Source organism: Rhizobacter sp. Root1221 (assembly GCF_001425785.1).
Lineage (GTDB): Bacteria > Pseudomonadota > Gammaproteobacteria > Burkholderiales > Burkholderiaceae_C > Rhizobacter.
The window spans coordinates 17,077-41,954 of the sequence record NZ_LMDI01000027.1 but is presented as its reverse complement, the minus strand read 5'-3'; the positions used below and the strand labels follow the sequence as shown (position 1 = coordinate 41,954).

The following is a 24,878-nucleotide window of genomic DNA, read 5'->3' as shown; positions in this document are numbered from 1 at the left end:
GGATCTGAACCGCATGTCATTCAATGAGCACCTTCGCGGAAGAGCACCACACTCACGGTTTCGATCAGAACCAGGATGTCCAACAACAGCGAGTTGTTCTTGACGTAGTAGAGGTCGTACTGGTGCTTCTTGCGTGCGTCATCGACGGATGCGCCGTAACTGTAACGAACCTGCGCCCAGCCGGTCACACCCGGCTTGATGCTGTGGCGCACATCATAGAACGGGATCACTTGCTTGAGTTCGTTCACGAACGTGGGGCGTTCAGGGCGGGGACCCACCATGCTCATCTCCCCCCTGAGCACGCTGAAGAGCTGCGGCAGTTCGTCGATGCGGGTCTTGCGGATGAAGGCACCCACGCGGGTGACGCGCGAATCGTTTTTCGTGGCCCAGACGGCCTTGCCGTCCTTCTCGGCGTCGGTGCGCATGCTGCGGAACTTCAGGCACATGAACCCCTTGCCGCCAAGGCCCACGCGTTCCTGGCTGTAGAGCACCGGGCCGGCGCTGTCGAGCTTGATCAGCAGCATCGTGATCAGCATGATCGGCGAGGCCACCAGCAGCAGCAGCGACGAGCTGACGATGTCGAACGTGCGCTTGGCGAACTGGCGGGCGCGGCCCTGCACGAAACCATGGCCGTACACGAGCCAGCTGGCCTTGAGGCTGTCGATGGGCACTTCGGACTTGGCGCGCTCGTAGAAGCCGGCCAGGTCGAGGATGGGGATGCCGCGGATGCGGCAGGCGAGCAGCTGGTCCATGGGGACACCGCCGCCGCGCTGTTCACGCACGGCCACGATGATCTCGTCCACCTGGTGGGCGGCGACGATGTCTTCGATGGACTGGTCACCGGAGAACACCGGGTGGCCGCGCATGGTGCCGTTCTGGGCGCATTCCGGGTCGGTGGCGAAAAAACCCACCACATCGCGTGAAACACGCTTGAGGGTCATCAGATCGGTCGCGACGCTTTGGGCTTCCGGGCCGGTGCCGACGATCAGCACGCGGGGCGTGGTAGCCAGGCGGCGCGCAGCGAAGATGGCGCCACGCACCACCACCAGGCCCACCAGCAGGTACAGCGTGACCGACAGCATCAGCTGGCTGGCGTACCCGCCTTCGGAGATCTGCTTGAGCACCAGGTACGTCAGGTAGCCGCCTACCAGCAGCGCCACCAGCGTGCGGCGCAGCATGGCGCCGAACGCGATGGGCGTGGGGCGGTACAGGCCGACGAACGCGTACAGCAGCGACATCACCATCGCGAAGCCACTCGCGAACAGGAAGATGTGCGGCGCGGTCAGCGCGGACTGCGCGGCCGTGCCGGGAACGAGTTGCAGCGACGATGCCGCCAGCAGCACCGCGAAGAAGCACAGCAGCCCGTCGGCCACCATGCCGGCGAACGTGGCGATCGATACGTGGAGCTGGAACACTTTCAGCATTTGACTCATCCTTCCGGGTTTGCACCCGCGCCCTCTGCGAACCGGTGGATACCGATCTCCTTGGCGAGGCGCAATCACTGGTTGCAATTTTCGTTGCCGCCCCCAACCTCACCATCCTCCAATTGAGGGTTCCCCCCCGTGTTCCGGGGGGGCCGCGAGAGGGCTCCGCGCACCGGCGCACGCGCGGCTGCAACATGCGCGCCACATTGGGCGTTGCGAGGAATCTGCGGCGGCGGCACGCGCCTGTTTGCCGCCAGCGCGGGGTAACGAAGCGAAAGCGTGAACTGCGTCACGCTTTCCGGCACTCGCCCATCAGGAACCCGCGTGAAAGGGTGCGAAAGCACCACCTCGGGGGCACGTCAACCGTGCCGGTTGGCCGGCGGACGCGTAAAAATTCCAGCCCTCCCGGGCCGTTCGGGCGGGACCGGGGCCTGTCAACCCCGAACCCGCCGGCTCAGCACTTGATGCCAACGTGCAACGCCACCACCCCCGCGCTCAGGTTGTGCACGTCCACGTGCGAGAACCCGGCGGTTTTCATCAAGGCCTTCAGTTCCTGCTGGCCCGGGTGCATGCGGATGGATTCGGCGAGGTACCGGTAGCTCTCGGCGTCGCCGGCCACCACCTGCCCGATGCGGGGCAGCACCTTGAAGGAATAGAAGTCGTAGGCCTTCTCCAGCGGCTTGGCCACCTTCGAGAATTCCAGCACCAGCAGCTTGCCGCCCGGGCGGAGCACCCGGTTCATCTCGGCGAGCGCCTGGTCCTTGTGGGTCATGTTGCGCAGGCCGAAGGCCACGCTGACGAGGTCGAAGCTGGCGTCCGGGAACGGCAATTTCTCGGCGTCGCAAAGGGTCGTGGGCAGCACGAGCCCCTCGTCGAGCAGCCGGTTGCGCCCCTGGCGGAGCATGGCCTCGTTGATGTCGGTGTGCACCACCAGGCCCCGCGGGCCCACCTTCTTGGCAAACGCCCGGGCCAGGTCGCCCGTGCCGCCAGCGATGTCGAGCACCCGGTCGCCCGGACGCAGGCCGGCGATGGTGACGGTGTAGGCCTTCCAGAGCCGGTGCAGGCCCATCGACATCAGGTCGTTCATGACGTCGTAGCGCGACGCCACGGAATCGAACACACCGCGCACGCGGCCCGATTTTTCCTTTTCGTCGACCGTCTGGTAACCGAAGTGGGTGTTGCTCATGGGGAACCCTTCTGGGAAGTCGGTCAATGCGAGTGGCCGCAGCCCGGCGCGGCCGGGGGCGGCATCTCGGTGTCACGGCTGGCACCGGCGGCGGCCAGGCGGGCTTCGTACTGGCGCCACAGGTCGGACTCCTGCGACCCGAGGAAGTACAGGTATTCCCACGTGAAGATGCCGGATTGGTGGCCGTCGGTGAACGTGGGCTGCACGGCGTAGTGGCCCACCTGGGCCAGATCGACCAGGCCGACGCCGCGCTTGCCCGTCTGCAGCACCTCCTGGCCGGGGCCGTGGCCCTGCACCTCCGCCGACGGCGAGTACACCCGCATCAGCTCGAACGGGATGCGGAACGTGGCACCGTCGGAAAACCCCACCTCGAGCACCCGCGACTGCTGGTGCACGACGAGGGCCGTGGGCGTGGGGGAATCCTTTTTCAGGCCGGCCATGTCAGGCGCTTTCCTCGGCCGCCTGCACGGCGGACCGCACCGCGGCGTCGAGCACGTCGAGCGGCACGGCCAGGCGGCTGGCGGCCGGAGGCGCCACGTCGCGCTGGCGGGTGCCCCACACCGGCTGGGGGAAGTGGCTGTCCCAGTCGAAGCGGGCGATCACGTGCCAGTGCAGGTGCGGCACCATGTTGCCCAACGCCGCCAGGTTGATCTTGGTGGGCGACAGCCGCTCGCGCAGCACCGTCTCCACCCGGGCCACCACGTCCATGCAGGTGGCTCGCTCAGCCGGGGACAGGTCGGTGAACTCGGCCACGTGCGCCGTCCAGACCACGCGGTAGAACGCCGGGAAATCGGCGTCCGCCACCCGGATGACCCGCCACGCCAGGCCGGACGCCACGGGCACCCCGCCCGGCTGTTCGCAAAGCTCGCATCCTGCGGCCATCAGACGAGCACCCGCTCGATCCCGCCGTCGTTGGCGCGCTTGACGTAGTCGGGCATCCAGTCAGGGCCGAGAATCTTGTTCGCCATCTCGACCACGATGTAGTCGGCCTCGAGCAGCCCGTTGTTCAGGTCATTGCCGTAGCGGCTCAGGCCCTGCAGGCACGACGGGCAGCTGGTGAGGATCTTCAGGTCACCTTCGGCGCCGGTGGCGCGCAGCGCCGCCTCGTTCTTCTTCAGCTCCTCTTCCTTGCGGAAACGGATCTGCGTGGCCACGTCGGGGCGCGTCACGCCCAGCGTGCCGCTTTCGCCGCAGCATCGCTCGCTCTTGAGCACGTTGTCGCCCACGAGCGCCTTGACCGTCTTCATCGGGTCCTGGAGCTTCATGGGCGTGTGGCACGGATCGTGGTACAGGTACCCGCCCTGCCCCTGCAGCGTGATGCCCTTTTCCAGCAGGTACTCGTGGATGTCGATGATGCGGCAGCCCGGGAAGATCTTGTCGAACTGGTAGCCCTGGAGCTGGTCGTAGCAGGTGCCGCAGCTGACCACCACCGTCTTGATGTCCAGGTAGTTCAGCGTGTTGGCCACGCGGTGGAACAGCACCCGGTTGTCGGTGATGATCTTGTCGGCCTTGTCGAACTGGCCGCTGCCGCGCTGCGGGTAACCGCAGCACAGGTAACCCGGCGGCAGCACGGTCTGCACGCCGGCATGCCACAGCATGGCCTGCGTGGCCAGGCCCACCTGCGAGAACAACCGCTCGGATCCGCAGCCAGGGAAATAGAACACCGCCTCGGTCTCGGCCGTGGTGGCCTTCGGGTCGCGGATGATGGGGACGTAGTCCTTGTCCTCGATGTCGAGCAGCGCACGCGCCGTCTTTTTCGGCAGGCCGCCCGGCAGCTTCTTGTTGATGAAGTGGATCACCTGCTCCTTGATGGGCGCGGTGCCCACCGTGGAACGCGGGGCGGCGGTCTGCTTCTTCGCGAGGCCGCGCAGCAGGTTGTTCGCCAGGCGCTGCGCCTTGAAGCCCACGTCCACCATGCCCATGCGCAGCAGCTTGATGGTTTCCGGGTTGGTGGCGTTGAGCATCATCATGGCCATCTTGTTGCCCGGGCGGAAGCTCTTCTTCCCCATCTTGGTCAACAGGTTGCGCATGTTCATCGACACGTCGCCGAAGTCGATCTTGACCGGGCACGGCGTGAGGCACTTGTGGCAAACCGTGCAGTGGTCGGCCACGTCCTCGAACTCTTCCCAGTGCTTGATGCTGACACCGCGGCGCGTCTGTTCCTCGTAGAGGAAGGCCTCCACCAGCAACGACGTGGCGAGGATCTTGTTGCGCGGGCTGTACAGCAGGTTCGCGCGCGGCACGTGCGTGGCGCACACGGGCTTGCACTTGCCGCAGCGCAGGCAGTCCTTCATCGAGTTGGCGATGTCGCCGATGTCGCTCTGCTGCATAATGAGCGACTCATGCCCCATCAGCCCGAAGCTCGGGGTGTAGGCGTTGGTCAGGTCGGCCTTGAGGCCGGCACCGCGCAGCAGCTTGCCCTTGTTGAAGCGGCCTTCCGGGTCGATGCGCTGCTTGTAGTCGGTGAAGTCGCGCAGTTCGTCGTCGGTCAGGAACTCGAGCTTCGTGATGCCGATGCCGTGTTCGCCGGAGATCACCCCGTCGAGCGACCGCGCCAGCACCATGATGCGCGCCACGGCCTCATGGGCCGTCTGCAGCATCTCGTAGTTGTCGCTGTTGACCGGGATGTTCGTGTGCACGTTGCCGTCGCCGGCGTGCATGTGCAGCGCCACCCACACGCGGCCCCGCAGCACCTCCTTGTGGATGCGCACGCAGGCGTCCACGATGGGCGACAGTGCCGAACCCGCGAAGATGCGCTGCAACGGGCCGCGGATCTGCGTCTTCCACGAAGCGCGCAGCGTGTGGTCCTGCAGGTCGAAGAAGAACGTGCGGCCGTTGTCGGCCTGTTCCACGTCGAGCTGGTGCAGCCACTGCTGCCAGAGGCTGCGCACGTCGCGCAGCATGGCGAGGGCCTGCTGCACACGGTCTTCCAGCAACTCGGCGGACGCGATCTCGCCCGCGTCGTCGCTCTTGCCAAGGGGCAGGTTGCCCTTCAGGAAAAAGTCTTCCAGCGCGTCCACCAGCGCCAGCTTGTTGCGCAGGCTGAGCTCGATGTTGATGCGCTCGATGCCGTTCGTGTACTCGCCCATGCGCGGCAGCGGGATCACCACGTCCTCGTTCACCTTGAACGCGTTCGTGTGCTTGCTGATGGCGGCGGTGCGCTTGCGGTCGAGCCAGAACTTCTTGCGGGCATCGGCGCTCACGGCCACGAAACCCTCGCCCGCGCGGCCGTTGGCCAGGCGCACCACCTCGCTGGTGGCCCGGGCCACCACGTCGGCGTCGTCACCGGCGATGTCGCCCACGAGCACCATCTTCGGCAGGCCGCCGCGCTTGCTCTTGGTGGCGTAACCCACGGCCTTCAGGTAGCGGTCGTCCAGGTGCTCGAGGCCGGCCAGGATGGCGCCGCCGGCCTTGGCCTCGGCGAACATGAAGTCCTTGATCTCGACGATGGACGGCACCGCGTCCTTCGCGTTGCCGAAGAATTCCAGGCACACCGTGCGCGTGTGGGCGGGCATCTTGTGCACCACCCAGCGGCAGCTGGTGATCAGGCCGTCGCAGCCTTCCTTCTGGATGCCTGGCAGGCCGGCCAGGAACTTGTCGGTGACGTCCTTGCCGAGGCCTTCCTTGCGGAAGGTGCGGCCGGGCACTTCCAGGCGCTCCACGCGCTCCAGCGTCTTGCCCGACGCATCGAAGTATTTCAGCTCGAACGTGGCCACGGCCACGTCGTGGATCTTGCCGAGGTTGTGGTCCAGGCGCGTCACTTCGAGCCACTTGGCCTCGGGGGTGACCATGCGCCAGGACACCAGGTTGTCGAGCGCGGTGCCCCACAGCACGGCCTTCTTGCCACCGGCGTTCATGGCCACGTTGCCGCCCACGCACGAGGCCTCGGCCGAGGTGGGGTCCACGGCGAACACGAAACCCGCCCGTTCCGCGGCATCGGCCACCCGCTGGGTGACCACGCCGGCTTCGGTCCAGATGGTGGCCACGTCGCGGTCGAGGCCCGGCAGGCGGACGTGTTCCACCTCGGTCATCGCCTCGAGCTTCTCGGTGTTGATGACGGCGCTGTTCCACGTGAGCGGCACGGCGCCGCCGGTGTAGCCGGTGCCGCCCCCCCGCGGGATGATGGTGAGGCCGAGCTCGATGCAGTGCTTGACCAGCGCGGCCATCTCGGCCTCGGTGTCGGGGGTCAGCACCACGAACGGGTACTCGACGCGCCAGTCGGTGGCGTCGGTCACGTGGGCCACACGCGACAGTCCGTCGAACTTGATGTTGTCCTTCGCGGTATGGCGGCCCAGCACCTTCGTGGCGCGGCGGCGCAGCTCGGCCACCTGCTTGAACTGGTCGGCAAATGCCTTCACGGCCCGGCTGGCGGCGTCCAGGAGTTCGCCCACGGAGGCGTCGCGTTCCTGGTCGGCGGCCGGATCGCGGCGGTGCTGGACCTCGTTCAGGCGGTGGTTCAGCGCCTCGATGAGCTGGCCGCGGCGCTTGGGGTTGTCGAGCAGGTCGTCCTGGAGGTACGGGTTGCGCTGGACCACCCACACGTCGCCGATCACCTCGTACAGCATGCGGGCGGAGCGGCCGGTGCGGCGTTCCTCGCGCAGGCGGTTCAGCAGCTCCCACGCCCGGGGGCCGAGGATGCGGATGACGATCTCCCGGTCGGAGAACGAGGTGTAGTTGTACGGAATTTCGCGCAGGCGGGGCGCGTGGTGCGCCGCGTCGGCCGCGGCGGCAATGTGGTTGAGCGGAAGCGGCGCGTTCATGGACTCCAGGCGTCGACTGCACCTGTATGGCGTTGGAAACGAATGGTACCGCAGCCTGGGAACCAGGGCAGGCCGCTCCGCTGCCCCGGAAATCTCGAATATGTGGGTCCAGAGGGGTAATCCCGGATGCCCTTGACCGGTTCCGGAGGACATAAACCTGCGTGTCACATCCGTTTGGCCTACTCGACGGTTTTTCCCGCCGATCCTGGCGCCCTGGAGCCCCCAAAAATGAACACCAAGACCGCACTTGCCCTGGCCGCGGGCCTGCTCGCCCTGTCCGCCGCCCCGGCCCAAGCCCAGATCGAGATCCAGTGGTGGCACTCGATGACCGCCGTCAACGGCGAATGGGTCAACGACCTCGCCCGCGATTTCAACGCGAGCCAGAAGGAATACAAGGTGGTGCCCACGTTCAAGGGCAGCTACGACGAATCGATGCCTGGCGCCGTGGCCGCGTTCCGCGCCGGCAATGCCCCCCACATCCTGCAGGTGTACGAGGTAGGCACCGCCACGATGATGGCCAGCAAGGGCGTGGCCATCCCCGTGGGCCAGGTCATGAAGGACGCCGGCGCCGGCTTCGACCAGTCGGTGTACATCCCGGCCGTCGCCAGCTACTACACGGCCCCGAACGGCCAGATGATCAGCCTGCCGTTCAACAGCTCCACCACCGTCTTCTATTACAACAAGGACGCCTTCAAGGCGGCCGGCCTCGACCCGAACAAGGCGCCCGGCACCTGGCCCGAGGTGGCGCTGGCCGCCGCCAAGCTCAAGGCCTCCGGCCACAAATGCGCGTTCACCACCGCCTGGCAGGGCTGGACCCAGCTCGAGAGCTTCTCGGCCTGGCACAACGTGGAGTACGCCAGCAAGCGCAACGGCCTGGCCGGCATGGATGCCCGCCTGCAGGTGAACTCGCCGCTGCACCTGCGCCACATCGAGAACCTCGCCAACATGGCCAAGCAGGGCCTGTTCGTCTACAAGGGCCGCGGCAACGTGCCTGAGGCCTCGTTCGTGTCCGGTGAGTGCGCCATGATCACCACGTCGTCCGGGTTCCTGGGCAACGTGCGCAAGAACGCCAAGTTCGGGTACGCCGTGGCGCCGCTGCCCTTCTACCCCGACGTGCCGGGCGCCCCGCAGAACACCGTGATCGGCGGTGCGAGCCTGTGGGTCATCTCCGGCAAGAAGCCGGCCGAGTACAAGGGCGTGGCCGCGTTCTTCAAGTACATCTCCACCCCCGAGGTGCAGTCCGCCAGCCACAAGCGCACCGGCTACCTGCCGGTCACCACGGCCGCCTACGAACTCACCGACAAGTCGGGCTTCTACAAGGAGAACCCGGGCTCGGACGTGGCCGTCACGCAGATGGTGCGCAAGGTGACCGACAAGAGCCGCGGCATCCGCCTCGGCAACTACCCGCAGATCCGCACCATCGAGGACGAGGAACTCGAACAGGTGTGGGGCGGCAAGAAGACGGCCAAGGAGGCCCTCGAATCCATCGTGAAGCGCGGCAACGAACTTCTCGAGAAGTTCGAAAAGGCCAACAAGCGCTGAGTTCATGGAAAAACGCGTCGTCTTCCGGTCCCGCTGGCTGCCGTGGGTGCTCCTGGCACCCCAGATCGCCATCATCTCGGTGTTTTTCTTCTGGCCCGCGGCACAGGCACTGCTGCAGTCCCTGCAGCAGTCCGACGCGTTCGGCACGTCCGTGGAGTGGGTGGGCCTCGACAACTTCCGCGCCCTGCTGGCCGACGAGAGCTACCTCGCGTCGTTCAAGGTCACCGCGGTGTTCTCGGTGCTCGTGGCCGGGCTCGGCATCTCGGTATCGCTGATGCTGGCGGTGTTCGCGGACCGCATCGTCCGCGGCACCACCCTCTACCGCACGCTGCTGATCTGGCCGTACGCGGTGGCCCCGGCCGTGGCGGGGGTGCTGTGGCTGTTCCTGTTCGCCCCCAGCATCGGCATCGTGTCGTACGGCCTGCAGGCCATCGGTTTCGCCTGGAACCACCTGCTCGACAGCGACCATGCCATGGCCCTGATCGTGGTGGCCGCGGTGTGGAAGCAGATCTCCTACAACTTCCTGTTTTTCGTGGCCGGGCTGCAGAGCATCCCCAAGTCACTGATCGAGGCGGCCGCGATCGACGGGGCGCGGCCCTGGCGGCGATTCTGGACGATCCAGTTCCCCCTGTTGTCGCCCACCACGTTCTTCCTGCTGGTCATCAACGTGGTCTACGCGTTCTTCGAGACGTTCGCCATCGTCGACGCCTCCACGCAGGGCGGTCCCGGCCGCGACACCGCCATCCTCGTCTACAAGGTCTACTACGACGGGTTCAAGGCGATGGACCTGGGCGGCTCGGCAGCACAGTCTGTGGTGCTGATGTTCATCGTGGTGGCGCTCACGGTGGTCCAGTTCCGGTTCGTTGAAAAGAAGGTGAACTACTAGATGATGGCCCGCCCCTTGTCACCCCGGCGCACGCCGGGGCCCACCGCCACCATGGCCCCCGGCCTTCGCCGGGATGACGGATTCACATGGTAGAACGCCGCCCCACCCTCGGCATCCTCGCCCACATCGTGCTGATCCTCGGTGTGCTGATCGTCGCGTTCCCGCTGTACGTGACCTTCGTTGCGTCCACGCAGACCGCGCAGGACATCGTCAACGCCCCCATGTCGCTGCTGCCCGGTGACCACCTGGTGGAGAACTACACCGCGGCGCTCAAGGGCCGCAGCACCGGGGCCGGCTCCACGGCGCCGGTAGGCCGCATGATGTTCGTGAGCCTGGTCACCGCGTTGGTGATCGCCTTCGGCAAGATCTCCATCTCGCTGCTGTCGGCGTTCGCCATCGTCTACTTCCGGTTCCGATTCCGGCTGGTGGCCTTCTGGGCCATCTTCCTGACGCTGATGCTGCCGGTGGAGGTGCGCATCTCGCCCACCTACAAAGTGGTGGCCGACCTGGGCATGCTCAACACGTTCGCGGGCCTCACGGTGCCGCTGATCGCCTCCGCCACGGCCACGTTCCTCTTCCGCCAGTTTTTCCTGACGGTGCCCGACGAACTGCTGGAGGCCGCGCGCATCGACGGCGCCGGCCCCATGCGGTTCTTCAAGGACATGCTGCTCCCGCTGTCGCGCACCAGCATGGCGGCGCTGTTCGTGATCCAGTTCATCTACGGCTGGAACCAATACCTGTGGCCGCTGCTCGTGACCACCGACGAATCGATGTATCCGGTGGTGATCGGCATCAAGCGCATGATCGCCGGCGGCGAGGCCGCCAACGAATGGAACCTCGTGATGGCCACCGCGGTGCTGGCGATGATCCCACCCGCGCTCGTCGTGATGCTGATGCAGAAATGGTTCGTCAAGGGCCTCGTCGACACCGAAAAATAACCAGACAACAACAACACCATGGGTTCCATCTCGATCCGCAACGTTTCCAAGCAGTACGGCCTCGCCGGCAAGGGCCCGGCCGTCATCCACGGCATCGATGCCGAGATCGCCGACGGTGAGTTCATCGTCATCGTGGGCCCCTCCGGCTGCGGCAAGAGCACGCTGCTCCGCATGGTGGCCGGCCTGGAGGAAATCTCCAGCGGCCAGATCGCCATCGCCGACCGCGTGGTCAACGATGTCGAACCATCCGAACGCGACATCGCGATGGTGTTCCAGAACTACGCGCTGTACCCGCACATGAGCGTGTACGACAACATGGCCTACGGCCTGAAGATCGCGAACGTGCCGAAGGAAGAGATCCGGCGGCGTGTGGACAAGGCCGCGGGCATCCTGCAGCTCGGAGCGCTGCTCGAGCGGCGGCCGCGCGAACTCTCCGGCGGCCAGCGCCAGCGGGTGGCCATGGGCCGCGCCATCGTGCGCGAGCCCGAGGTGTTCCTGTTCGACGAACCCCTGTCGAACCTCGACGCCAAGCTGCGCGCGCAGACCCGCATCGAGATCCGCAAGCTGCATGCGGAACTCGGTGTCACGTCGCTGTTCGTCACCCACGACCAGGTCGAGGCCATGACCCTCGCCCAGCGCATGATCGTGATGAACGCAGGCCGCGTGGAGCAGATCGGAACCCCCGAGACGGTGTACGCCCGCCCGGCCACCACCTTCGTGGCCGGCTTCATCGGCTCGCCGCCCATGAACCTGCTGCGCGGCACGGCGCAGGGCAACACGTTCACGCTCGGCGGCCAGGCGCTCACCCTGCCCCAAACTGCGCCACGCGACGGCGACCTGGTGCTGGGCCTGCGCCCCGAACACGCCATCGTCGGCGCGAACGGCAACGGCTGGCCGCTGCAGGTGGACCTGCTCGAGATGCTGGGCGCCGAACGCCTCGTGCACGGCCACCTGGCGGGTGCGGATTTCACGCTGCGGCTGGATGGCACGCTGGTGCCGCCGGCCGAAGGCAGCACGGTGCCACTACAGTGGTCGGCCCATCACCTGCACTGGTTCGACGCCACCACCGGCGTGCGCATCGACACCTGACCCCGACACCATGACCCCTCCCGCCTGGCCCTACCCGCTCTGGATCGCCCACCGAGGCGCCGGCACCCTGGCCCCCGAGAACACCCTCGCGGCGTTCCGCGTGGGAGCGGGCCATGGCTACCGGGCCTTCGAGTGCGACGTGAAGCTGAGCGCCGACGGCGTGCCGTTCCTGATCCACGACGCCACGCTGCAACGCACCACCCCGGCCCACGGCCCGGCCACGGAACTCACATGGGCCGAACTGTCTCGGCTGGACGCTGGCGGCTGGCACAGCCGCCCCTGGGCCGGCGAACCCATCCCGTCGTTCGACGCCATCGCGCGCTACTGCATCCGCAACGGGTTCGCGCTGAACGTGGAGCTGAAGCCCCCCTCGCCCGAGGTGGAACACGAGACGGGCCGGGCCATCGCCGAACGCGCCGCGGCGCTGTGGGATGGCCAGGACGTCCCGCCGCTGTTCAGCTCGTTCAAGCCCGCAGCCCTCGCCGGGGCACGCGCCGCGGCCCCCACCCTGCCGCGCGCACTGCTGCTCGACACGCTGCGCGACGGTTGGCTGGAAGAAGCCCTGGAACTCGGCTGCGTGGCCGTGGTGTGCCACCACCCGCTGCTCGACCCCCAGGTGATCGGCCGCATCCACGCCGCCGGCCTGCGCGCCCTGTCATACACCGTCAACGCACCGGCCGAGGCGCGCCGCCTCGTGGCCGCCGGCATCGACGGGCTGATCACCGACGCGGTGGACAGGTTCTCGCCGGGCGCCGGCGTCAACGACTAATCGACCGGACCGCCGCAGAACGCGGCATCCTTGGGCAATTCCGTGTTGCCCGCAGCCACGCGGAACGGCGCCTGCGTGGCCACCTGCTTCGACTTCGGTTCATGCGCGGCCCAGTCGGTCTGGTGCCACACGAACGTCCAGCGCGCATCGGCCTCGCCGAACCGGATCGTCAGGTGACCGTTGCTTTCGTCGTGGCAATGGGGCGAACGCCGGTACTCGCGGTCGTAGAAGCACGCCCGGATCATCTGGTAGCAGGAGAACGGCACCGCGGCGTAGGCCGGTTTGCCCGGCGCCTCCAGCGGCACGAAGTCAGCCACCTGGAACGACGCGCCACCGCCCGAGTACATCGCGCGGCGCTCGCTCACCACCGCCACCGCCCAGCCGGCGGCCCCCACCGGGTACAGCGCGGGGTGGATCCGCAGCGGCTCGGGCGACCCGCCATCGGCCGAAGGCGGCGAGGAATGCATGTGGTCCTGGAAGTCCCACTGGCGAGCACGGTCCGCACGGGACGGCTCCACGGCGTCGAGTGCCACCAGCATCGGCCGGCTGGCATCGATCAGGTAGACAGGTCCGGCCGTGTCGCGCACGCCCACCCAGGCCGTCACGTCGGCCGGGTTGCACGGCACCGGCAGTTGCGGGCACACGGTGCGGAACAAGTCCGCGGCCACCCGCCCGGCGGGGGCGCTCTTGAACGGCATGGCCTGGCGCGGCGCCGCCGCGGCCAGGTTGGCGCCCACGAGCAGCGCCAGCACAACGAACGTTTTCATCGGATCCCGGTCCCGGTGTCGAGGACCGGCATTGTCCAACGGGTCAGCCGTCGATGTGCAACTGCAGGCCGGTGGCCGTGTAGACCGGCGTCACCTTGAAGCCTGTGGCGGTGACGGTGGTGAACTTGCCCGCGAGCCGGCCGCCCGTGATCACCTGGACCGTGGCACCCACGGCCGGCGCCTCGCCGGCCTTGAAGGACACCGCCAGCGTGCCGCCGGCCAGCGTGGCCGTGCCCGACACGTCGAGGCGCCCGGCACCATTGCTGCCCAGCACGAGTTCGAGCGTCGAGCCCGCGAGCTGGGTGTAGGCCCCCGTCACGTTCAACGCGGCCGATGCTTCGCACACGAGCCGCCCGCCGTCCACGTACACGTCGCCCTTGCCGAGCGCCGTCGCGGACGCTGCCTGCAGCGTGCCGGCCGACAGCCGGGTGCCGCCGGTGTAGACGTTCGTGCCGGTCAGGCGCAACGCACCGCTGCCGAGTTTCGTCAGCTTGCCTGCGCCGGCGATGTCGTTGTGCCAGCCATCCTGGGCGTTGAAGCCACCGAGGGCCGCGTCCATCGTCACGGCCACGTCACCGTCGAACCGGCCATAGCCGTCCGCGGCGTCGAACAGGTTCAGGCGGCCCCAGCCTTCGGCATCGTCCATCACGGGGTAGCCCGACGGCAGCGCCGTGGTCTTGAGCACGACCCGGCGCTGGTCCGCGGTGAGGTACGGCAGGCGGGTCTCGAGCAGCACCTCGGCAGCCTTCGGCACGGTGGCCGGCTTGCCAGTGGCGCCGATGACCGGCAGTCCGAACGTCATCAGGCGGCGGTGCGTGGCCTTGTTGGCCGCGTGCTCCGCGAAGGGGTCCTCGGCGGTCGTCTTCGAATGGGCAAACGCGTAGAGCGCGGCGGCGTCGGCGGCACCCACGGCCGTCATCAGCGTGGTGCGGGCCTGCTCGCGCGCGGCGGCGCGGCGGTCCTTGTTCGCGCCGGTGGAGAGGCTGGCGGCGGCCACGGCCAGGCCCTGGATGCGCCCACCCACCACGTCGAGCGGCGAGTGCATGCCGGCGAGGATGCGGTTTTCACCGAGCACCAGCGAACGCGTCAGCATCTCCTGGAACCGCTCGGGCACCACGTAGGCCATGGCCAGGCCCTTGCGCACGCCCTCGGCGGAGTGGCCGCTGACAAAACCACCGTCGGTGCCCGGGGTGGGGCTCTTGGCCGGCTCCAGCTGCGGCACGACCTTCACGCTGGCGCTCCAGCGCCAGGGCCGTGCGTATTTGTAGAAGCGTTTGGCCGGCTCGGTGGAACCGTTTTCGCCGATGTTGTTCAACAGGTCGATCGCGGTGCCGAAGTTCTGCGTGTTCGCAGTGCCCCCCACGCCGTTTTCGTTGCCCAGGTCGTCGTACTTGACCGTGGTCGCATCGGCGGCCATCTCGGTGATGGTGGTGGTCTGCTGGCTCGCGGTGCGCCAGGCGGCCGTCAGCGGCCCCATGCCATCGGCGATGCTGTAGGCCTTGCCACGGCGGTCGTCGAGGTAGGCGGCCAGCGTCTGCTCGACCGTGCGGTTGGCCGTGGCCTGCACCACGTAGGCAATGTTCGCGTCATGCACCGCGGTGTTCAGCACCTTGCCGTCGGTGGTGTCCCCGGGAATGCCGGCCCACGTGGATGCCACCACCGCGGGGAAGCCGTCGCGGGCGGCCGCGGCGGCACCGGCGTCCACGAGCAGCGTGCCCGGTTGCCACACGTCCAGGAAACCGGTCACCAGCCGCACACCGGCGTTCGTCTCCTTCGTCGCGTAGCGGGCGTCGCCGCGCTGGTTCGTGGCGCTGTAGTCCACGTACGGCAACACGATGGCCTCATCGGCCACCGGGGCGGTGTCGACCGTGCCCAGACCCTTCGGGGCCTCGGGGATCGTCAGCGCGGTGTCGGCCGGGGCCGCGGTGTCATCGCCGCCGCCGCAGGCGGTGAGCAGCAGCGCGGCGGTCAGCGCGACCGACAGGGGATGGCGGGCAAAGGAAAGGGACTGCATGGGCGGGGAGGAAGAGTTGCGACGTCGCGCCGGGGCCGGCCGCGAAGCCGCGAACTCTATCCACGCCACAAGTCACGTTCGTGACCGATCCAGGCGCTCAGTGCATGTGGGCAGGCGCTCACGCAATTGGTATACCTCTTGCTTAAATCGAATGTCGAGACCAAATACGACACTTTTTTCATTCAGCGACATACCGGAGAGAGACCCGATGAGCATCCAATTCCGCCGCTCTGGCACCGCCCTTGCCATCGCCACGGCACTGGCCCTGGCCACCAGCGCATACGCAGAAGGCGTTCGGCAGAGCCCGATCAACATCGACAAGAAAGATGTTGTTGTGACAAATCACGCTCCGCGGATCACGGCGACCTATCAATCCGACGCCACCTTGACCGTGGTCAACACGTACAACCCGAACCGTGTCCCCCTCGTCGACAAGGAGTGGGCCACCCTCCGGGCCACGCCTGCCGGGGCTTCGTACGTCATGGTCGGCAACCAGCAATACGACCTGCTGCAATTCCACTTCCACACGCCGTCGGAGCACACGATCAGCAACCGCGGCGCGCCGATGGAAGTTCACTTCGTGCATTTGAAGACGGGGGCCACGCCCTGCGACCCGGACGCCCTTCTCGTCATCGGCGCACTGATCAAGCCGGACGACTTCGCTCGCTCCGAACTCAGCAAGATCTTCAACAATCACAGCCTGCCGGAAGATTCCACGCAGGCGGCGGTAACCATCAACCACTTCGATCTCAACAAGGTCCTGCCCAAGCTGAACGATTCGTTGCGCTACGCGGGTTCGTTGACCGCGCCATCCACGTTCACGAACTGCACCGCGCAGGGCGGATCGATCGAAGATCAACTCAGCGCCGACGTCTTCCCCGAAAACGTGCAATGGGTCGTGTTGACGAAGCCGGTCGAGATTCCCAGGCGGAACATCAGGGCCTTCCGACATCTCTTTGAAGAAGGCAACTCGCGCGAAACGCAGCCGCTCAACGGGCGCAGCGTCTACCACGTTCACAGCCACAACTGATTCCCCCTTGCGCGCGCAGCCTTGACGCGTGAGCGGCAGGGTGCGCACCTTGGCGGCGGCCCTCTCGGGCTGTCGCCAAGGCCCCTCGGCAGCGCGCTGCGCGTGGGTCGTCAGCCCGCACACAGCATTGGCTCACAGCGATCTAACCGGGCCGCCACGGATCCAGATGCGTCATCACGTCGAGCACGCGGTGCCGCTGCATGACACGGTCGCGCGCCGCCACCGCGATGGCGTGTCCGGCCTCGACGGTGATCGACGCATCCACGTCGAGGTGGGCATCGACCACGATCAGGTCACCCATCTTGCGCGTGCGAACCGCGTGCACGCCCGCCACGCCAGGGGTGCCGGCCAGCGTGCTGCGGATGGCGGCCACCTCGTCCTCGTCGGCCGCGTGGTCCATCAGGTCGTGCAGCGCACGCCAGCCGAAGGTCCAGCCCGTGCGGGCCACCAGGAACCCGACGATGGCCGCGGCGATGGGGTCGAGGATCGGGTAGCCCGCGAGGTTGCCGGCGATGCCGAGGGCCACGACCAGCGACGACGCGGCATCCGATCGCGCGTGCCACGCGTTGGCGATCAGCATGCCCGAGCGCACGCGTTTGCCCACCGCCAGCATGTACCGGAACAGCAACTCCTTGGCCACGAGCGTGCCCCCCGCCACCCACAGGGCGGCCACGTGCACCGTGGGCACGGCCGCGGCCGGCCCGAGGTTGCTGGCGGCCGACCACAGCATGCCGGCGCCCACGATGAGGAGGAGCGAGCCCAGCACCAGCGACGCGGCGGTTTCGAACCGCTGGTGGCCATAGGGGTGTTCGGCGTCGGGGTCCTTCTGGCCGTGGTGGTTCGCAAGCAGCACGACGAAGTCGGCCACGATGTCGGACAGCGAATGCAGCCCATCGGCCACCAAGGCCTGGGAGTGTGTGCCCCACCCCACCACCACCTGCACGGTGGACAGCACGACGTTCACCGCCACGCTCGTCCAGGTGCTGCGCGCCGCGGCGGCGGCCCGTTCGGCAGGGCCGACGGCGGGCTCAGGCAGGGAACGGTCCGGTGGCGAGGTCATGGCCTGGCATTGTGCAGGCTCGCCGGTCGAGCCGGAAAAACCGGGGCGGCCATCGGAGTCGGAAAGTGAAGCGGCCCGCCTTGCTTGCGCAGGCGGGCCGCTTGTTCCTCAAACCCTGTCGTGGCGACAGGGGTGCGCCGTTCAGGCGGTGGCGGTCTTCGCGCGCTTGCGCAGCACCGAGCCCATCAGGCCGAGGCCCAGCAGCATCGACGCCCACACCTCGGGTTCCGGCACCGGTGCCGCCACGCTGACGTAGCTGCCGGCGGTCAACGAACCGCGCAGTTCGCTGTCGCCATTGTTGGTGATGGTCAGCGACAGCAGGCCATTGGGGCCCTGGCTGTAGCTGAAGATGTTGCCGAGGCCCGCTTGCATGTCGGAGATGGTGGCACCGATGCTGGTGCGCACGCGGCCCAGCACGTCGCCGAGCGTCAGCGACGCGAACGACGAACCGGCCCCCAGGTCGAACGTGGTGATGGCGTCGAGCGGGCCGGCGTCACCGCCGAGGCCCAGCGTGGCGATGCCCGAGAACGTGAACGACGAATGGGCATCGAGCGAGAACCCGCGCTGCCAGGTGGCGGCGGCGGTGGATTCCGACAGCAGCGTGTTCTGTTCGACCTGCGCGGTCAGCCGGTCGTAGTTGACGCCAGCGAAGGCGCTGGTCTGGCTGACCTGACCCGCGCCCGGCACGTGGGCGACCGACTGGCCCATCGACAACGGCGGCCCCGAGCTGCGGTTCTTGTTCGCCGAGTAGTTCGTGTTGCCCCAGTTCTGCACGACCGCGCCGGTGTCGGCATCGATCGACGTGGACAGCAAGTCGCGCGAGCGCACTTCGGCGTTCTGGGTGCCGATGGTGGTCCAGCGGCCGTCGAGCGAATCCGGGCCGTCGAAGTTGGGGTTGCCTGTCAGCAGGCGCGGGAGCCCGCCTTCGAGTGCGAAGTTGGCCGAGTACGCCGCGGTGGATGCCTGCGCGAGGCTGGCGGACCCGAATGCCAATGCGGCCAGGGCGACGTGTGCGAATGTTTTCAAGTAACCTCCTTAACGCCGTTCTGTGCGGCTTGCCATTGAGAAATGCGTGAAAGATTCATGATATCGGCGGGGTCTCGCATTGATCCCCCCCATTCACGGGAGCCATTCACATCGCGTTACTCAATGAGCGAAAGAGCGTTCGTCACTTGCGAGAAGCACACGGCACACGCTCCCGCGTGCGCGGCACTCACGGTGCCAGCACCACGCCTTGGCGCGCATAGCTCACCGTCAGCATTTCCCACTGGTGCCCTTCGGGCTCGTTCCAGTAGATGCCGCGGCCGCCCAGCAGCGTGCTCTCCGCGTGGTCCACCGGACCACGCACCGAGCTGCGGTAGTCGATGCCGGCCGCCACGAGGCGCGCGAGGATGGCATCGAACTCGGTGTCGTTCACACGGAAGCAGAAGTGATACACCGGGAACGCTTCGTCGGTGTCCTGGAAATCGAGCGTCAGCCCGTCGTTGACGAACACCGCGGAAAACGGTCCGATGGTGGTGGCGGACCAAGGCACTCCGAGCAGTTCCGCGAGCTGCCGGGCGGAGGCCTGCTGGTTCCGGGCAGGCACGATGGTGTGGTCGAGCTGGATTGCCATGGAGACTCTCCGATCAAGGCCGCGGATTCCCCACCGCGAGCACCCGGCGCCCATCTTCACTCAGGAAGCAGTTGAACACCTGCTCGCCGCCGTAGCCGCCATGGGCATTGCGAGGGTTGAGCCGCACCGCGAACTTCCGCGCGGCCGTGGGCTTGTCGGCGTACTGGATCACTTCGGTGCCGAGCTTCGTCACGCTGATGATGCGGGCGCCTTCGGGATCGGGCACGCCCATTCGCAACACCCCTTCCGTGGCACACAGCGCTTCGCCTTGCAGTCCGGCAGCGGCGTCGGGCGCCGCGGACGACGGCAGCTTCTTCGCCGTGGCGTCGGCCGCGCACGGCGTCTGGCTGTAGGTGTTGCCACACCGGTAGAGCTGTTCCGCGTGCGCCCAGCACGGCAGCAGCGCGAACACGAACACCAGGGGGAGTTTCATCGGGACGGCCAACGGAAGTGATGGGCCGGACCACTGTAGCAAACCGGGGCCCTCCCGGCCATCGGAACCTCGGCCCAGGCGCTGCAACGTCAGGAGAGGCCGGCCCTCGCCTCGTGCATCGGCGCCTGGGTCAGACCGCCCGCCGCTGCTCGGTGAACAGGCGCACCGCGAGTGCGCCGAGCACGAACCCCATCACATGGCGCTGGACCGACAGCCACGTGGGGCGGCCGGAAAACCAGCGGGCGATGCGGCCCGCGAACAGGACGACCAGGAGGTTCACGCCGGCCCCGATCAGCACCTGCGTGCCACCGAACAGCAAGCCCTGCCCCAGCACCGGGCCGTTCGCGGGCGACACGAACTGCGGCAGGATGGACAGGTAGAAGATGGCGACCTTCGGGTTGAGGATGCTGGTGAGCAGGCCCATCATGAACAGCTGGCGCGGTGATTCGTCGGGCAGGTCCCGCGCGTCGAATGGTGAACTGGCACCGGGCTTGACGGCCTGCCACGCCATCCACAGCAGGTACAGGGCGCCCGCCACCTTCAGCACCTCGTACCCGAGCGGCACCGCCATGAACAGCGCCGTCAGCCCCACGGCCGCACAGCACATGTGCACCGTGAACCCGAGCACCACGCCCACCCACGACGTGACACCGGCGCGCTGGCCCTGGCAGAGCGACCGCGAGATCAGGTAGATCATGTTCGGCCCCGGCGTCAGCGCCATCAGCAAGGCGGCGCCTGCAAAAACCAGCAGCGATTGGAACAGGCTCACACGCTCTCCTCTATGTTCAGCAACGGTAGCCCAGCATACCGGGCACGATCCGCCCCCGCCCTCACGGGGCGGGAAAGCCGATCGATCCAGTCGATCACCGCCCCGACAACTCGGCGGGCGGCCGCCGGCGTTTCACCTGGTAGCGCATCTTGCCGCCGCGCAGCCGCCCTGTCGTGGTCTCGATCCATGCGCCGTCGGCGGTGAGGGACTCCTCCCAGCTGGCCACCAGCGTCAGCTGCCCGCCCACGAAACGGTAGGTCTCCGAGAGGTGGCTGCAACAGCTGCCCCGGGACGACGACGTGATGCTGTGGTCCGGGTTGATCACCACCTGCGTCAGCGACGACAGCACCTCGTGGAACACGTACTGGCGCGTGCGCGGGTCGTAGAGGTAGAAATTGTCGGTGTTGTTCGGCCCGGCCCCGCCGTCCCCCGCCGCCACCGACAGGTCGGGATGACCATCGAAGTTCACGTCGACCACGTGAAGCAGGGTCTCGGCGGCGCGGTGCATGCCCATGCCGCCGATGCCGTCGATGTGCTGCACGACCACGCCGGTGGCTCGGTGCACCACCTCCACCTTGTCGGCGGCTGCAAGCGCGTCACGCGACACGAAGGTCCACACGCGAAAGCGATGGTCCGGGGTGCTCGCCTGCTGGACCACCCAGCGGCCCGCATCCGCCTCGTCCTGGGCGCAGGCTGGCGTGACCCAACCCGCCGCCAACGCGGCCATCGCGATGGCCACACGCACCGAAAGCATCAGGCGGGCCGCGACGCCGACCAGGCCGCGGGAACCCCGGCGTCCCCGTATGTGCGAATCACTTGCGAGATCACCACCTGGTACCCCGCCAGCCAGCGCTGCTGCGCGGCCTTGGCCTCCTGATGGCGCGGGTGCTGCACCAACTGCTGCAGGGCCTCCAGGGACGACCAGTAGTAGACGTTCGAGACCAGCCCCGTCGCGGGGTTCTCCCAGGTTTCCTCGCCCAGGTAGCCGGGGAGCGCCTTGGCCATCGCGGCGATCTCCTCGTCGAGGCGATGGAAGGCTTCGTCGAACTGCTTCTTGGCAAAGATGAAGGTGGAGGAATACATGAATGTGACTGTACGGCATGCAGGCGCTGACGGCCACGCGGCACCGTCCAGGTTGACCCGGGGCGAACTTCAGGCCTGACCGTCTTCCACCTTGTGGACGTCGCGAAACATCAGCATGTCTGCGACCCGGCCGGACTTGTCCCCATCGAACCCCAGGTGCACTGACCGCTCCCGCGGGTTCGTCCACGTGCCGAAGAGCAGGTCCCACACCGGCAGGCCGTAGTTCTGCGCGTGGTGCCCTTCGGCGTGGTGCACCGTGTGCATCTCGGGCCGTTGCACCAGGAACCCGAGCCACGTGGGCGTGCGGAGGTCACTGTGCAGGAAGAGGTCGAACGCCCCGGTCAGCAGCAAGGCCCAGGCGGCCGCCAGTGGCGAGGCGCCGAGCAACACGTAGCTCGAGACCCCGCTGATCAGGATCGCCGCCGCCGAGTCCATCGGGTGCGCATAGAACGCAGTGAGCGCCTCGACGCGCCGCGCGCTGTGGTGCAGTTGGTGGAACACCCGCCACAGCCAGTCGGACGCGTGGGTGGCCCGATGCCACCAGTAGAAGACGAAACTCGTGAGCACGAAGCTCACCGCACCGACCAGCACGTCGGGCAGGTGATCATCCGCATGGAACACGGCGTGCGCCCGGATCAACTCCGAGAACAGATATCCGCCGGCCAACGTGACGGCCACGGTGGCCACGCCGAGGCTCGACGCCAGCACGAGCCACCGCCGGTCGCACCGGTTTCGCGACGCGGGTGCGATCACCTCGCGGGTGAACAGCCCGACGAAGAGCAGTGCGAGGAACGGGAAGGCGTAGAGTTCCATCTCGACTCAAGGGATCCTGGGCAAGGACACGTTGCGGTGGATGGCAGCCGGGCGCCGGGCCTCCCAAGGCGCAATGCCGTGGCGCCGACAGTCCGGCATGACCATCAGCCCTTGGACTCGACCCATCCATGCCGCCTGTCGCAGACATCCACTGGATCCAGCATGTCCGCAGTCTCCTGATGGCCCGCGATGGCAGTCCGAAGTTTCCTGTACAACTCGCCTTCGCGCGACCGGCATGCAACGCCTGCAAATTTCCCAAGGTTGTGCATGCTGGAAGGGTACAGCCGCATCAGGTCCTGATATCCGGCCTTGAGTTTCCTCCACGACGGCGGCTGCGTCGGGCTGTTGGTGAAGGGCTGGCCCTGACGGGTGTCCACGATCCAGTAGAGGCGGGCGTACATCCCCATGCCCTCGAACCCCTTGGTCCGGGCCGCCACCCGATCGGCAAAAGCCTCGTATTGCGCCGCGCTCCCTCCCCATTTGGGTTCGTAGTGCTGCGCCATTGCAAAGTGGATACTGTGGTATTCGGGGAACTTGCTGGCGGCCTCTTCGTAGGCCTTCAGGAATTGGGCCTCCGTCGCACCTTGCCCTGTCAGGAGATTCAGCCGAAGCGCGTGTGGTGCAGCGCACTCCATCATCTTGGGGAACTTGGCCATCGCGGCATCGGCCTTGGCAAGTCGTTCACGAAAGAGTTCCCAGCCCTCCTTGGAAACCGACGACGCGTACCCTTCACCTCGCGCCTTCCATGCATAGGCGTGCCAATAGACTGCTTCGGCGAAGCGCGCCGCCGCCGACCTCGGGGCGGACTTCTGCCAGGCCGTGATCACCTCCAGGTCTTTCGCCCAGGCCCCCCAGGCATTGAAATTCCCGGACAACGCCGCCTCGTACTGGGAGAGCTTCCACCGCCCATCAGGGAAGCGATCCTTCCCGACACACCATCGGTCATAGAGCGCGTCGAGCTCCGCAAAATTCCGCGCATTGAGGGCGCTCTGGACGGGCGCTTGCCCTTCGTGGAAGAACAACTCGCTGTCAGGGCATGGCACTTGTTTTCGGGCGGCCATGTCCGTGCACGTCACGGACGCAGGGCGCAGCACGGGAGGGGAGGAAACGCCGATCTGCGCCTGCACTGACGAGCCCCACAGAAATGACAAGGTGATGAACGCCAGCCTGGTGAACATGATGTGTGGGATTCGAGGAAAGAGGGGGCCGATGATGGCGCGCAGCATACCCTTGAAGCGTGCGCACCGAGAGCAGGCCAGGCACCCAGGGGGCCGGGAGCGCCCTGCACCGCCATGGTCGCCCTCACCGCTTGCCGGCCAGCGGCAGCGGGAGCAGGAAGCCGGGCACAGCCGCACTTTCGGCAGCAGGCGCGTGCGACTCGTGCCTATCGGTTGAAGAACGCCGCTTGCTGGAACCGCATCCCGGCCAAGGCCTGCTCGACGCGCCGGATCGACAGCGCACCGATGTGTGCGCCGAGCTGCGCCCTGTCGATGGAAGAGATCTGCGATACCACGATGACACTCTGCTTCTCGAGGCGGCCCTCCCCCACGTCGAGCAGCACATTGCCCGGCTCGGTGGCTCGCCTCAGGTCGGACGTCAACGCACAGACGATGACCGTGGTGATCCGCGAGCGGTTGAACACGTCGTCCTGCACGACCACATGCGGGTGTGGCGAACCGGGCACCGAACTTCGCGTGTTGTCGGGCCCCACCCAGTACAAGTCGCCTTGCTCGACGCCCCCGCGGTGAGGGACCCGCCGTGGGTCACCGGCCTGGGTCATCCCTCGGCCCCCCGCACACGGAACGCCGACAGGTGGTTGGCAAGATGCATCGCGTGGGCTTGTTCGTACTCGCGCTTGTCCAGATCCCCGTACGCGAAGTGCGGCTGCAGCGCACCGGTCCACTGCCGGAACTGCTGCACCGACGCCCGCAGGCGCGCCAGCGCCTTGACCGCATCCGACTCGGGTTCGAGCAAGGGCGCCCCCGGGATCGGCTCGGCCAGGTCGTGTGTCATTCGGCCGCGCCACGCGAAAGTTTCGAACGCCAACGAGCCCACCGTCCGCTGGAAGAGCCTGGACTTCGGCTGCGGAAACCCGCTCATCGAGAACTCGATGCTCTGGGCACAGTGCGCCAGCGTTTGCGCCCAGCTCCAGGTGGTGCCGGAGTCCAGCGCCTTCGCCTGCATCAGCCGCGCGATTTCTTCTTCGGCCGCGGCAAGCGAAGCGAACGTCAGCTGCCGGTCCCCCGGATGGGCCTGGCAACCAGCTGTGCCGGCGGCGGCCACGGTGGACGCCACCACAAAGGCGCGACGAGATGGATTCATGTGCATCGGGACAACTTGAAAGTGATCAGGGGGGCCAACGGACTCAAGGCGACGTCGGCTGCGGGCCTTCGTATCCCTCGATGATCACGAGATCGCTCGTTGCCGCTGGAAGCCGCAACTTGATCGCCGCCTGGTACTCGGGCGAATGCCAGCAATCCAGCGCGGCCTGGTACGACGGGAACTCGATCACGACATTGCGCGAGCGGCTCGCCCCTTCCGGATTCTCGAAACGGCCGGCGCGCACCAGGAAGCGGGCCCCATGCTGCCGGAATGGCTCGGCGTTGGCCGCGATGTAGACCTTGTACTGCTCCAAGTCGGCAACATCGACGCGTGCGATCCAGTAACCTTTTGACATGGGACTTCTCCGATGAGGGCCTG

At 67.2% G+C, this 24,878-nt stretch carries 25 protein-coding genes; 6 read left to right on the top strand and 19 right to left on the bottom strand.

The genetic code is table 11. The annotated features are described in order from the left end of the window. Nucleotides 1–20 precede the first annotated feature (20 nt). The 5 genes from ASC87_RS19225 to ASC87_RS19205 form a co-directional block, all read right to left on the bottom strand. Nucleotides 21–1,424 carry a TIGR03013 family XrtA/PEP-CTERM system glycosyltransferase gene (locus ASC87_RS19225; RefSeq protein ID WP_056665798.1) on the bottom strand — a complete coding sequence of 468 codons (1,404 nt, stop codon included), beginning with the start codon at nucleotides 1,422–1,424 and terminating at the stop codon, nucleotides 21–23. A gap of 454 nt (nucleotides 1,425–1,878) precedes the next feature. After that, complete coding sequence (gene ubiE / locus ASC87_RS19220; protein WP_056665795.1) at nucleotides 1,879–2,610, bottom strand: bifunctional demethylmenaquinone methyltransferase/2-methoxy-6-polyprenyl-1,4-benzoquinol methylase UbiE; 732 nt, start codon at nucleotides 2,608–2,610, stop codon at nucleotides 1,879–1,881. Between the two features lie 23 nt (nucleotides 2,611–2,633). Beyond that, nucleotides 2,634–3,050, bottom strand: coding sequence for a gamma-butyrobetaine hydroxylase-like domain-containing protein (locus tag ASC87_RS19215; RefSeq protein ID WP_056665791.1), 417 nt, complete (start codon nucleotides 3,048–3,050; stop codon nucleotides 2,634–2,636). A 1-nt stretch (nucleotide 3,051) separates the two neighbouring features. Next, nucleotides 3,052–3,492: an HIT family protein gene (locus ASC87_RS19210; protein WP_056665788.1), complete on the bottom strand. Its 441-nt coding sequence runs from the start codon at nucleotides 3,490–3,492 to the stop codon at nucleotides 3,052–3,054. Next, a complete protein-coding gene (locus ASC87_RS19205) occupies nucleotides 3,492–7,370 on the bottom strand; it encodes an FAD/FMN-binding oxidoreductase (RefSeq protein WP_056665785.1) in 3,879 nt (1,292 codons plus the stop codon). The genes ASC87_RS19210 and ASC87_RS19205 overlap by 1 nt, the downstream gene beginning before the upstream one ends. A gap of 228 nt (nucleotides 7,371–7,598) precedes the next feature. On the opposite strand from ASC87_RS19205, the gene ugpB reads away from it, so the two are divergent. The 5 genes from ugpB (at nucleotide 7,599) to ugpQ (ending at nucleotide 12,594) form a co-directional block, all read left to right on the top strand. Further along, the gene (ugpB, locus tag ASC87_RS19200; protein ID WP_056665783.1) at nucleotides 7,599–8,912 is read left to right on the top strand and encodes a sn-glycerol-3-phosphate ABC transporter substrate-binding protein UgpB; all 1,314 of its coding nucleotides are present in this window, start codon (nucleotides 7,599–7,601) and stop codon (nucleotides 8,910–8,912) included. 4 nt (nucleotides 8,913–8,916) lie between these two features. After that, complete coding sequence (gene ugpA / locus ASC87_RS19195; RefSeq protein WP_056665781.1) at nucleotides 8,917–9,798, top strand: sn-glycerol-3-phosphate ABC transporter permease UgpA; 882 nt, start codon at nucleotides 8,917–8,919, stop codon at nucleotides 9,796–9,798. An 86-nt stretch (nucleotides 9,799–9,884) separates the two neighbouring features. Beyond that, on the top strand, nucleotides 9,885–10,736 hold the full coding sequence (gene ugpE, locus ASC87_RS19190) for a sn-glycerol-3-phosphate ABC transporter permease UgpE (protein WP_056665778.1): 852 nt from the start codon (nucleotides 9,885–9,887) through the stop codon (nucleotides 10,734–10,736). Nucleotides 10,737–10,754: 18 nt separating this feature from the next. After that, entirely contained in the window at nucleotides 10,755–11,825 is a 1,071-nt protein-coding gene (locus ASC87_RS19185; protein WP_056665776.1) for a sn-glycerol-3-phosphate import ATP-binding protein UgpC, read from the top strand. Nucleotides 11,826–11,835: 10 nt separating this feature from the next. Continuing rightward, a complete protein-coding gene (ugpQ, locus tag ASC87_RS19180; protein WP_056665773.1) occupies nucleotides 11,836–12,594 on the top strand; it encodes a glycerophosphodiester phosphodiesterase in 759 nt (252 codons plus the stop codon). Here ugpQ and ASC87_RS19175 read toward each other — a convergent pair. Together ASC87_RS19175 and ASC87_RS19170 are read right to left on the bottom strand one after the other, a co-directional pair. Then, nucleotides 12,591–13,361: a hypothetical protein gene (locus ASC87_RS19175; protein ID WP_056665770.1), complete on the bottom strand. Its 771-nt coding sequence runs from the start codon at nucleotides 13,359–13,361 to the stop codon at nucleotides 12,591–12,593. The genes ugpQ and ASC87_RS19175 overlap by 4 nt on opposite strands. 43 nt (nucleotides 13,362–13,404) lie before the next feature. Continuing rightward, complete coding sequence (locus ASC87_RS19170) at nucleotides 13,405–15,375, bottom strand: phosphatase PAP2 family protein (RefSeq protein ID WP_056665767.1); 1,971 nt, start codon at nucleotides 15,373–15,375, stop codon at nucleotides 13,405–13,407. A gap of 208 nt (nucleotides 15,376–15,583) precedes the next feature. On the opposite strand from ASC87_RS19170, the gene ASC87_RS19165 reads away from it, so the two are divergent. Next, a complete protein-coding gene (locus tag ASC87_RS19165) occupies nucleotides 15,584–16,405 on the top strand; it encodes a carbonic anhydrase family protein (RefSeq protein ID WP_056665764.1) in 822 nt (273 codons plus the stop codon). 142 nt (nucleotides 16,406–16,547) lie between these two features. Here ASC87_RS19165 and ASC87_RS19160 read toward each other — a convergent pair whose 3' ends face one another. The 12 genes from ASC87_RS19160 to ASC87_RS19105 form a co-directional block, all read right to left on the bottom strand. Continuing rightward, the gene (locus tag ASC87_RS19160) at nucleotides 16,548–17,465 is read right to left on the bottom strand and encodes a cation diffusion facilitator family transporter (RefSeq protein WP_056665761.1); all 918 of its coding nucleotides are present in this window, start codon (nucleotides 17,463–17,465) and stop codon (nucleotides 16,548–16,550) included. Nucleotides 17,466–17,606: 141 nt separating this feature from the next. Continuing rightward, nucleotides 17,607–18,491, bottom strand: coding sequence for a PEP-CTERM sorting domain-containing protein (locus tag ASC87_RS19155; RefSeq protein WP_056665758.1), 885 nt, complete (start codon nucleotides 18,489–18,491; stop codon nucleotides 17,607–17,609). A 187-nt stretch (nucleotides 18,492–18,678) separates the two neighbouring features. After that, nucleotides 18,679–19,080 carry a VOC family protein gene (locus ASC87_RS19150; protein WP_056665755.1) on the bottom strand — a complete coding sequence of 134 codons (402 nt, stop codon included), beginning with the start codon at nucleotides 19,078–19,080 and terminating at the stop codon, nucleotides 18,679–18,681. Nucleotides 19,081–19,093: 13 nt separating this feature from the next. Further along, entirely contained in the window at nucleotides 19,094–19,513 is a 420-nt protein-coding gene (locus tag ASC87_RS19145) for a hypothetical protein (RefSeq protein ID WP_056665752.1), read from the bottom strand. A gap of 130 nt (nucleotides 19,514–19,643) precedes the next feature. After that, nucleotides 19,644–20,234 carry a LysE family translocator gene (locus tag ASC87_RS19140; RefSeq protein ID WP_056665861.1) on the bottom strand — a complete coding sequence of 197 codons (591 nt, stop codon included), beginning with the start codon at nucleotides 20,232–20,234 and terminating at the stop codon, nucleotides 19,644–19,646. A gap of 142 nt (nucleotides 20,235–20,376) precedes the next feature. Then, entirely contained in the window at nucleotides 20,377–21,036 is a 660-nt protein-coding gene (locus ASC87_RS19135) for a hypothetical protein (RefSeq protein WP_056665749.1), read from the bottom strand. Beyond that, nucleotides 21,036–21,365, bottom strand: coding sequence for an antibiotic biosynthesis monooxygenase (locus ASC87_RS19130; protein WP_056665747.1), 330 nt, complete (start codon nucleotides 21,363–21,365; stop codon nucleotides 21,036–21,038). Before ASC87_RS19130 ends, ASC87_RS19135 begins: the two co-directional genes overlap by 1 nt. A gap of 69 nt (nucleotides 21,366–21,434) precedes the next feature. After that, nucleotides 21,435–22,178 carry a sterol desaturase family protein gene (locus tag ASC87_RS19125; RefSeq protein ID WP_056665744.1) on the bottom strand — a complete coding sequence of 248 codons (744 nt, stop codon included), beginning with the start codon at nucleotides 22,176–22,178 and terminating at the stop codon, nucleotides 21,435–21,437. A 104-nt stretch (nucleotides 22,179–22,282) separates the two neighbouring features. Then, a complete protein-coding gene (locus ASC87_RS19120) occupies nucleotides 22,283–23,404 on the bottom strand; it encodes a DUF4034 domain-containing protein (protein ID WP_056665741.1) in 1,122 nt (373 codons plus the stop codon). A gap of 158 nt (nucleotides 23,405–23,562) precedes the next feature. Further along, complete coding sequence (locus tag ASC87_RS19115; RefSeq protein WP_056665739.1) at nucleotides 23,563–23,958, bottom strand: type II toxin-antitoxin system PemK/MazF family toxin; 396 nt, start codon at nucleotides 23,956–23,958, stop codon at nucleotides 23,563–23,565. Next, nucleotides 23,955–24,500 (bottom strand): DUF1569 domain-containing protein, encoded by a 546-nt coding sequence (locus tag ASC87_RS19110; protein WP_235582213.1) that lies wholly within the window; start codon nucleotides 24,498–24,500, stop codon nucleotides 23,955–23,957. The genes ASC87_RS19115 and ASC87_RS19110 overlap by 4 nt, the downstream gene beginning before the upstream one ends. 43 nt (nucleotides 24,501–24,543) lie before the next feature. Continuing rightward, nucleotides 24,544–24,855 (bottom strand): DUF1330 domain-containing protein, encoded by a 312-nt coding sequence (locus ASC87_RS19105; protein WP_056665736.1) that lies wholly within the window; start codon nucleotides 24,853–24,855, stop codon nucleotides 24,544–24,546. Between the last annotated feature and the right edge of the window lie 23 nt (nucleotides 24,856–24,878).

Excerpts from the sequence above, each read along its gene's own strand:
- ASC87_RS19225 (WP_056665798.1), bottom strand. The coding sequence starts at position 1,424 with ATGCTGAAAGTGTTCCAGCTCCACGTATCGATCGCCACGTTCGCCGGC.
- ubiE (WP_056665795.1), bottom strand. The coding sequence starts at position 2,610 with ATGAGCAACACCCACTTCGGTTACCAGACGGTCGACGAAAAGGAAAAA.
- ASC87_RS19215 (WP_056665791.1), bottom strand. The coding sequence starts at position 3,050 with ATGGCCGGCCTGAAAAAGGATTCCCCCACGCCCACGGCCCTCGTCGTG.
- ASC87_RS19210 (WP_056665788.1), bottom strand. The coding sequence starts at position 3,492 with ATGGCCGCAGGATGCGAGCTTTGCGAACAGCCGGGCGGGGTGCCCGTG.
- ASC87_RS19205 (WP_056665785.1), bottom strand. The coding sequence starts at position 7,370 with ATGAACGCGCCGCTTCCGCTCAACCACATTGCCGCCGCGGCCGACGCG.
- ugpB (WP_056665783.1), top strand. The coding sequence starts at position 7,599 with ATGAACACCAAGACCGCACTTGCCCTGGCCGCGGGCCTGCTCGCCCTG.
- ugpA (WP_056665781.1), top strand. The coding sequence starts at position 8,917 with ATGGAAAAACGCGTCGTCTTCCGGTCCCGCTGGCTGCCGTGGGTGCTC.
- ugpE (WP_056665778.1), top strand. The coding sequence starts at position 9,885 with ATGGTAGAACGCCGCCCCACCCTCGGCATCCTCGCCCACATCGTGCTG.
- ASC87_RS19185 (WP_056665776.1), top strand. The coding sequence starts at position 10,755 with ATGGGTTCCATCTCGATCCGCAACGTTTCCAAGCAGTACGGCCTCGCC.
- ugpQ (WP_056665773.1), top strand. The coding sequence starts at position 11,836 with ATGACCCCTCCCGCCTGGCCCTACCCGCTCTGGATCGCCCACCGAGGC.
- ASC87_RS19175 (WP_056665770.1), bottom strand. The coding sequence starts at position 13,361 with ATGAAAACGTTCGTTGTGCTGGCGCTGCTCGTGGGCGCCAACCTGGCC.
- ASC87_RS19170 (WP_056665767.1), bottom strand. The coding sequence starts at position 15,375 with ATGCAGTCCCTTTCCTTTGCCCGCCATCCCCTGTCGGTCGCGCTGACC.
- ASC87_RS19165 (WP_056665764.1), top strand. The coding sequence starts at position 15,584 with ATGAGCATCCAATTCCGCCGCTCTGGCACCGCCCTTGCCATCGCCACG.
- ASC87_RS19160 (WP_056665761.1), bottom strand. The coding sequence starts at position 17,465 with ATGACCTCGCCACCGGACCGTTCCCTGCCTGAGCCCGCCGTCGGCCCT.
- ASC87_RS19150 (WP_056665755.1), bottom strand. The coding sequence starts at position 19,080 with ATGGCAATCCAGCTCGACCACACCATCGTGCCTGCCCGGAACCAGCAG.
- ASC87_RS19145 (WP_056665752.1), bottom strand. The coding sequence starts at position 19,513 with ATGAAACTCCCCCTGGTGTTCGTGTTCGCGCTGCTGCCGTGCTGGGCG.
- ASC87_RS19140 (WP_056665861.1), bottom strand. The coding sequence starts at position 20,234 with ATGGCGCTGACGCCGGGGCCGAACATGATCTACCTGATCTCGCGGTCG.
- ASC87_RS19135 (WP_056665749.1), bottom strand. The coding sequence starts at position 21,036 with ATGCTTTCGGTGCGTGTGGCCATCGCGATGGCCGCGTTGGCGGCGGGT.
- ASC87_RS19130 (WP_056665747.1), bottom strand. The coding sequence starts at position 21,365 with ATGTATTCCTCCACCTTCATCTTTGCCAAGAAGCAGTTCGACGAAGCC.
- ASC87_RS19125 (WP_056665744.1), bottom strand. The coding sequence starts at position 22,178 with ATGGAACTCTACGCCTTCCCGTTCCTCGCACTGCTCTTCGTCGGGCTG.
- ASC87_RS19120 (WP_056665741.1), bottom strand. The coding sequence starts at position 23,404 with ATGCTGCGCGCCATCATCGGCCCCCTCTTTCCTCGAATCCCACACATC.
- ASC87_RS19115 (WP_056665739.1), bottom strand. The coding sequence starts at position 23,958 with ATGACCCAGGCCGGTGACCCACGGCGGGTCCCTCACCGCGGGGGCGTC.
- ASC87_RS19110 (WP_235582213.1), bottom strand. The coding sequence starts at position 24,500 with ATGAATCCATCTCGTCGCGCCTTTGTGGTGGCGTCCACCGTGGCCGCC.
- ASC87_RS19105 (WP_056665736.1), bottom strand. The coding sequence starts at position 24,855 with ATGTCAAAAGGTTACTGGATCGCACGCGTCGATGTTGCCGACTTGGAG.